Raw genomic sequence first — 4,038 nt, forward strand, 5'->3', positions numbered from 1 at the left:
AAATGTTAACAAGCTTAGGAAGGGGGGAGTGATCCCCCCCCCATTCCTAAGCTTGTTGTTTTAAATAAACGTATTTTTTTGACCCTACAGGTAACGAAGGCTGAGGGGTTAAATTAATGAGTGCGTCTGAAATATACCTCTGCACATTTGATGAAAACGGAGAAGGATTTGTATCACCATTAGGTGCATAAATTGCGCATATTGTCGTTCCAGTAATACAACCTGGTTTAACACTTGCTCGAAAATAACTGCTTGGTTCTTGTGGATTTCCACCTACATATGAATACCATGATCTTGCCATAATTGCTGATGGTTTTTGTAATCAAAAGCCATTAAAAAACTTTAAAAATTAACCTACTCTGTTCAAGGTTTTCGGATCCCCTTTTTTGAATGCACTACTGCAGTTAGCATATTTTGAAAATTAAATCGAATGCTTCCGACAGCATATGGTCGATTTAAATTTCATTACTAAATTACTGTGTTATTCAACTGTAAGCAAGGGCATCTGATACATTAGAAGATGAAATGTAAATATAATATTGGTCATTTAATCAATCCATTAATAGGAGAACAATTTAAATTCTAATACTGATATAGAAAGCAGGCTGAGATTAATATGTCTAGGGTAAAAATCTTTCAATTATAGTTTAGAAAGGAGAATTATGATCTGATTGATACAATATATTTAATCTCTTTTGTACTTGTTACAAATCAATATAAGGAGGTGAGTAAATAAAAAATTATAATTTAAAAATAAAATTAATAAATAACATGGGTTTATATACTTATATGAAGTCTACAATCTATATTTTTGAGCGTTACATGTGGTTTATCACAGTATTCGTTTTTTATAATTCTCTTTGCCTTTGCGCAAAGGCAATAACAACGTTGAAAATTAACAGCCCTCATTCACGCAATATAATTCACAAAGTTTATCCTATATCTAACCAAGATTCATTAACCTATAGTGGTAAAGTATTAGATGAAAATGGACAGCCACTAATTGGAGCTACTATATCTGTAAAAGGAACAAACAAACGGAGTATAACTAATACTTCTGGTAGTTTTATTATTACTGGTTCGAATAGAGGAACGTTAGTATTTTCTTACATTGGTTATTTAACCCAAGAGCTAACCTTAGCTGGCCAAATTTCAAAGAACTTTGAAATCAAAATGGTTCCTGGTCAGAACCAATTAGGAGAGGTAAATATTGTAAGTACGGGTTATCAGGATATACCTAAAGAACGTGCTACAGGATCCTTCGAAGTTGTCACTAAGGAGCAGCTGCAACATAGCACTGATCCTAACTTGATCAGGAGACTTGAAGGTATTACTACTAGTATGAATTTTAATAATCAACTGGTTCCCAATAATTCGGCCAATTATAATAGTGGTTTTGGATATACTGGATTAACAGGAGTTGCAGCAAGATCTCCTTTAGCTAACTTAACTATTAGAGGCCGTAATACTTTAAATGTTGGGAACACACCCTCAAATACAAGTGGGCAAGTTTTGGTAGTCATTGATGGTATTGCTACCCCTTATTCTGTGGATCAAATTGATCCTAATGATGTTGAAAGTATAACAGTATTAAAAGATGCAGCCGCGGCTTCAATCTGGGGATCGCGTGCTGCTAATGGTGTTATTGTAATTAAAAGTAAACGTGGAGTTTTTCAAAAGCCATTAACCATTTCATTTAATGGTAATTTCAACGTATCTGAGAAAATTGATCTTTTTTACAAAGACTATATGAGTACATCCGATTTTATTGACGCACAAATATTTCAATTTAATGCTGCTGGAACTTCTGTCTCAAATCCAAATATTAGATTAGCGCAATACCTGATATCTCCTGTTGCAGAGATTCTTAACGATCAAAAACAAGGCAGAATATCAAGTGCTGAAGCTAAAATCAGAATTGATGCATTGAGAAATAATGATTTGAGGAACGATTTAACTAAGTATATTTTAAGACCATCACTCAGCCAAAATTATTCTCTTTCCTTAGATGGAGGAACGAAAAAATTGGCATATCGACTTTCAGTTGGTGCTAATAAAACACATAATAATACTAAAACATCCGGTGCCGATAGGATAAATTTGAACTATAACAATACTTACAGACCTATTAGGAATTTGGAACTGCAGGCAAATTTAACATTTAGCCATTCTACTACTAATGATCAGTCGCCTAATAGTTCTATTTCGGCCGAATCCACTGGATATTATTTTCCGTATACGAAGTTAGCTGATGAAAACGGTAGTCCTTTAACGATTCCGTTTAGATACACTCCAGCATTTCTAAACCTGTTAAGTTCAACCTACAAGGAAAAAATTCCTGACTTAACTATGAAACCCTTAGAAGATATAAAACAAAGTTACATAAAAACGAAGTCAAATATTTTCAACTTGAATTTGGGAGCCAATTATGCCCTTACGGATATACTATCAGCAACTTTGAATTATAATTATAGTAGAGGCTATAGTGAACAAAACATGTTAGATGGTGTAAATTCGTTTTACATGAGAGATTTAGTTGCCAAATTTACTTCAAGGACAACTCTTGTTCAAAATATTCCTGCGGGAGCGAGATATAGTCCTACAATCGTTGAAGCTAATAATCAGACCATAAGAGGACAACTCAATTTAAATAAGAATTGGAAAAATGAGCATACTCTCAGTGCGATAGCGGGAATGGATATCACTCAGAATTATAGTTTTTCCAGAGCAAACCAATATTATGGCTATAACGAGAGTACATTGAGGAATCAAACGAATATAAATTACGCTTCGACAGTTACGTTACTATTTGGAGATCCCGCATCTGGGTTAGGCTCGTCTAGAATTCCTACAATTGCTAATGGACTAAGTGATGTCAAAATCAGAACTTTTAGTGCTTTCTCAAACATTGCGTATACGTACAAAAACAAATATACTTTATCAGGCAGTATTCGTGAAGATTTTTCCAGTGAATTCGGATATGGTAGAGATAGACCTGCAAAACCATTTTTTTCAGTTGGTGCAAGCTGGAACATCGCCAATGAAAATTTTTATAGCTTAGATATTTTACCCAGACTACAGTTCAGAAGTACTTTTGGATACAATGGAAATGTCAATCCGAGCGTTATATCAAGAGCAACAATTGGCCTTTCATCATCTTCTAATTTTGATACAAATCTGTTTTATGCTACAACAATAGATCAGTTCGGAGCAACAAACAGGAATCTTCGACCAGAAAAAACAGCTATACTAAATGTTGGTTTAGATTTTGGTTTTAAAAATAACAAGGTTTCAGGAAGTTTAGAATACTATGATAAAAAGACTACAGATTTGTTAACAAATGGCCAGTTAGACCCTACTACTGGATTCAGTGTTCTCACCTTTAATACTGCAAGCCTGCATGGTTGGGGAACTGATCTTAATTTAAATTCAATTAATTTACAACGAGGCCTGTTCAATTGGACAACCAATTTTTTATTGAGCTATAATCGGGTTAAGGTAACTAAATTGTACGGTACATCGTCAACATCTGCCGGACAGGTAGTGAATATAGCACTATCCAGCTTCAATGAAGGAGCAGATCTTTCTCGATTATTTGCATATAGATGGGCTGGGCTCGACCCTTTAACTGGTGATCCAAGAGGATATATTGACGGTCAGCCCGCAGCAATTTCTTCAACATCAGAGGGCTTAGCTAATTTGCAAGCTATTAGAAATGCGCCTAGTTCCACTGCTAAGTATTTTGGATCGTCAGTTCCTGTGTATTTTGGGTCGCTTCGTAATACTTTTGGCTATGGGCAACTTTCGCTTTCATTTAACTTATTATATAAACTAGGCTATTATTTTAGAAGACCCCAATCTGATATTGTTAATTATAGTAATTTGTTTCAAGATAATATGCTTCAAGGTATTGAATATACGCGTCGCTGGCAGAAACCGGGAGATGAACTGATTACGAATGTTCCTTCTTTCACCTATCCAACAAGCCAGGATCGGGATCAATTCTATTACAACTCCGAGATCAATGTGCAGAAGGCA

At 34.8% G+C, this 4,038-nt stretch carries 1 protein-coding gene; it reads left to right on the plus strand.

Going from position 1 to position 4,038, the window contains the following annotated elements:
* Positions 1–789: 789 nt before the first annotated feature.
* Positions 790–4,038, plus strand: a 3,249-nt coding sequence (locus tag OQX62_RS24990; RefSeq protein ID WP_265834407.1) for a SusC/RagA family TonB-linked outer membrane protein, incomplete at its 3' end; no start/stop codon positions are given.

It is taken from the genome of Pedobacter sp. MR2016-24, assembly GCF_026239655.1.
GTDB lineage: Bacteria > Bacteroidota > Bacteroidia > Sphingobacteriales > Sphingobacteriaceae > Pedobacter.